Annotated in this window: 4 protein-coding genes; all 4 read right to left on the reverse strand. The window is 61.7% G+C overall.

Translation table 11 applies throughout. The annotated features are described in order from the left end of the window. Nucleotides 1–37 precede the first annotated feature (37 nt). Complete coding sequence (locus AC07NC_RS17340) at nt 38–454, reverse strand: hypothetical protein (protein ID WP_494570288.1); 417 nt, start codon at nt 452–454, stop codon at nt 38–40. 205 nt (nt 455–659) lie between these two features. Then, nucleotides 660–1,247, reverse strand: a complete 588-nt coding sequence (locus tag AC07NC_RS17345; protein ID WP_494570289.1) for a site-specific integrase — start codon at nt 1,245–1,247, stop codon at nt 660–662. A gap of 4 nt (nt 1,248–1,251) precedes the next feature. Then, on the reverse strand, nt 1,252–1,884 hold the full coding sequence (locus AC07NC_RS17350) for a hypothetical protein (protein WP_494570290.1): 633 nt from the start codon (nt 1,882–1,884) through the stop codon (nt 1,252–1,254). 316 nt (nt 1,885–2,200) lie between these two features. After that, nucleotides 2,201–2,755 (reverse strand): hypothetical protein, encoded by a 555-nt coding sequence (locus AC07NC_RS17355; RefSeq protein WP_494570291.1) that lies wholly within the window; start codon nt 2,753–2,755, stop codon nt 2,201–2,203. Between the last annotated feature and the right edge of the window lie 277 nt (nt 2,756–3,032).

Raw genomic sequence — 3,032 nt, forward strand, 5'->3', positions numbered from 1 at the left:
TAGACCTCAGGAATGAGGGGTCCTTATTCGACGCCGATCACACCGCTAACGGGGTCCCTTTTCCACGCCGATCCACAGTCGTCGCGTTGGCCTGAACAACTAGACCGCCGACTTCGGCTTCATTGACGTCGCCTTCACTCGAAAACGCCGCTAGTCTCATTCGAGCAATTGGTTGGCCCGCATCGACAGCTTCACCCTCTGAGATGAACAGAGCTTCGACTATTCCGCCGTCTCGAGCCGTTAGCCGGACGAGTCCTCGATCGGGCGCGATCCAGCCGCTCACCCGCTCCTTGCGAACGAACGTGGCGGTCGAAGCGAACGTTGCCATCGCCACGACCGCAACCACCAAAAGCCAAGCCAAAGTATTTTGGCGAAGGGGGGCGGCCAATACAACCTCGCCCTCCAGCCTCCGGGATGAATGGTCTAGCGCTTCACCACGAAACAGACCGGACATCTATGCTCCCTCCCCTGATGGGTGAAGTCTTCACTACTACCGCGCGAGTTGTCTAGTCGAAAAATCCTCTGTTTGCCTCACGGCGCTTGTCGCGACGTGGCCGATCAACATGATCTGCAGCGGGACGACGGTCGTATGGGCCGCTTCATCCGAGTGGGCGATCTGCCGATCCTGACGAGGAGGGCAGGGGACGTTCTGCCGTCCATCACCCCAGCGCCGCAGCCAACCGTCCCGCGATCCGCGTCGCCGCTTCCCTGACCGGGTGGTCCGCCAGATGCGCATACCGCGCGGTGGTCTGAACCTGCGTATGCCCGAGCAGCTTGCCGATCATCGGCAAGCCTTCGCCAGCCAGCACGCCGTCCGACGCATAGGTGTGCCGCAGGTCGTGGATGCGGACATCGTCCAGGCCAGCGGTCTTGCGGATGCGCCGCCACGGATGCTGAAGGTCGGTCAGGTGCCGCCCTTCCAACTTGCCGACGATGACGTAGGGATTGCCATCGACCTCCGGCAGCTTGCGCAACAGTTCGACGACGGCGTCGCCCATGTAGACTGTCTTCGGTCCCGTCTTGCTGTCTGGGAGGCGGAAGCGGCCCGCTTTGAAGTCGATGTAGCTCCACTTCAACGTCTGGATCTCACGTAAGCGGCAGCCGGTGAGAAGCAGCAGTCTGAAGGCGGCGACAGCGAAGCGGCTTTCCGCGCCTGTGCGCTCGGCCTCGTGAAGGGCCGCGCCCAGGCGCTCGATCTCTTCCGGCGACAGGAAGCGCTCTCGCTTGCGCTCGGGGAAACCCTTCACGTCGTCACAGGGGTTGGACGCCTTTTCCCGACCCGCACATTGCGGTCGACGCGGCTGTCCACTTCGCGCGAAGAGCCTCGGGCTCCAGAGAGAAATCATCCTTGTAACGGCACAGGATGTCCTCGATCTCGTGGGTCGAGAACACTCGAAAGCTGTCGGGGACCTGATGATACATGATGCCCCACGCATCACCGTTCGGAAGCCGGCCGCCCAACAGGCGGCGGGCGCCCACGCGCGCTCCCGCGTGCAGATAGATCACATGCTCTGAGACATGGCCCAGTCGCTCGCAGATTCGGTCTGCAGCGTCATAGACAGCCAGCTCGCCCGCTCCACGTATGGGCTTGAACGCCTTCTGTACTAGGTCGAACACCTCGTGGAATCTGGTCGCCTTCTCCAGATCGCCTGAGATGGCGGACAGCGCATCAACGCGGGCATCGATGGCCCGGCGCGTGAGTCGCCTTTGATGGGGGTGTCGCTTTCCATTCGCCATGCGGGCCCGCCCCGCCCGGTCGAGCACCTCGGAGAACGGCTCGCCCTCCGCCGCCCACCAAAGGGCGTCTCGCTCACGATCGGCGGCGCCGGCCCGAAAGTCATCGGCGATCAATTCGGCGGTGCCATACCAAACAGTCGGACGCATGGGACCCTCTTGTGATCGTTCCAAGCCATCATCCCTCCAAACCTACAGTTCGCGCGATGTTCTCGCAGAATGTTGATGGACGCGGAGACGCTGCGCGCCTCGGCGTTCATCCAACGAAGGAGTTCCCTAGCGCGCCACCGCGCGAAGCGGATGCTCCCAAGTTCAGCTTCGAGTCAGATGGAGACTTTGACGCTGGCCGGCCGCCGAGGTCGGCTCCTGACTCTTAGGCGACGTTGGGAAGGTCCGCTCAACGCCGCCTCCAGCTGGACCGGGGAGTGGCGTCTGTGAGTCTAAACCGACTCTTTGAGAGATTTGCTTAGAACGGCCGTTCCTCAGCGGCGAACGGCGCCTCGTATCGGTCGATGTCCCGGCGAGTTCTTTCCGAATTTACCGTTCCGACGACGGCATTCGGGGTATGCGGCTCGATATTGTCGCCCCAGACCTGCCGGATCAGTTCGCGGACAAGGTGGGCGACGTTGGAGTCGTTTACGGACGAGGGCCGAGCACTGGTCTTCGGCCAAGTGCCGGAGTTCCCGCGAAGGATTGCCCCGTTAACCTTCAAGACGTAGGCGACGTCGGACGCTTGTCGGAAGTCCTGACGGAATTCCTTCGGATGGATCGTGTCTTCATCTTCCTCGTAAGTGAATTCGCCGTTGAAGCTGATGTGGAGATGGCCCGCCTCGGATAGCTGATCCACGAACTCGGCGGCGTTCAGCCAGTCGGCGCCCCATTTGACGATCTTGAGCGCGCCGATATCGCCGCCGCATTCCAAAACGATCTCGGCCGTCTTCGCCTGCCGCTCCTCATCGAGGACATGTTCAGCGAGCAGCGCCGCCTGTTCGGTAGCCCATGGCTCCATTGAAGTCTTCATGGATCGCCCGGCGCTGATTGCGCAGATACTCTAAAGCCCAGACGGCCCAGTCCATTTTGTCCATATCGGCGACGCTCCGATCGGCGTGTTGATTTGTAAAGTCATATAGGAGCTTGGCGGGACGGCTTTGTTCGCAACTTGGTCCGCCCTATCTCTATTTGTACGGTTTCGAATGTCCGGATTCCAGCCGACTCGTAATGTCCGCTGTTGATGCTGTGGACGGCTCTCCAACCCACCGGCGGCGTTAGGCCTCCGGCAGAGCTGGAGGAGAGCCATG

This window comes from Brevundimonas sp. GW821-FHT10A07, assembly GCF_059415785.1.

Coding starts and splice junctions, on each gene's coding strand:
- AC07NC_RS17355 (WP_494570291.1), bottom strand. CDS start 2,755: ATGAAGACTTCAATGGAGCCATGGGCTACCGAACAGGCGGCGCTGCTC.
- AC07NC_RS17350 (WP_494570290.1), bottom strand. CDS start 1,884: ATGCGTCCGACTGTTTGGTATGGCACCGCCGAATTGATCGCCGATGAC.
- AC07NC_RS17340 (WP_494570288.1), bottom strand. CDS start 454: ATGTCCGGTCTGTTTCGTGGTGAAGCGCTAGACCATTCATCCCGGAGG.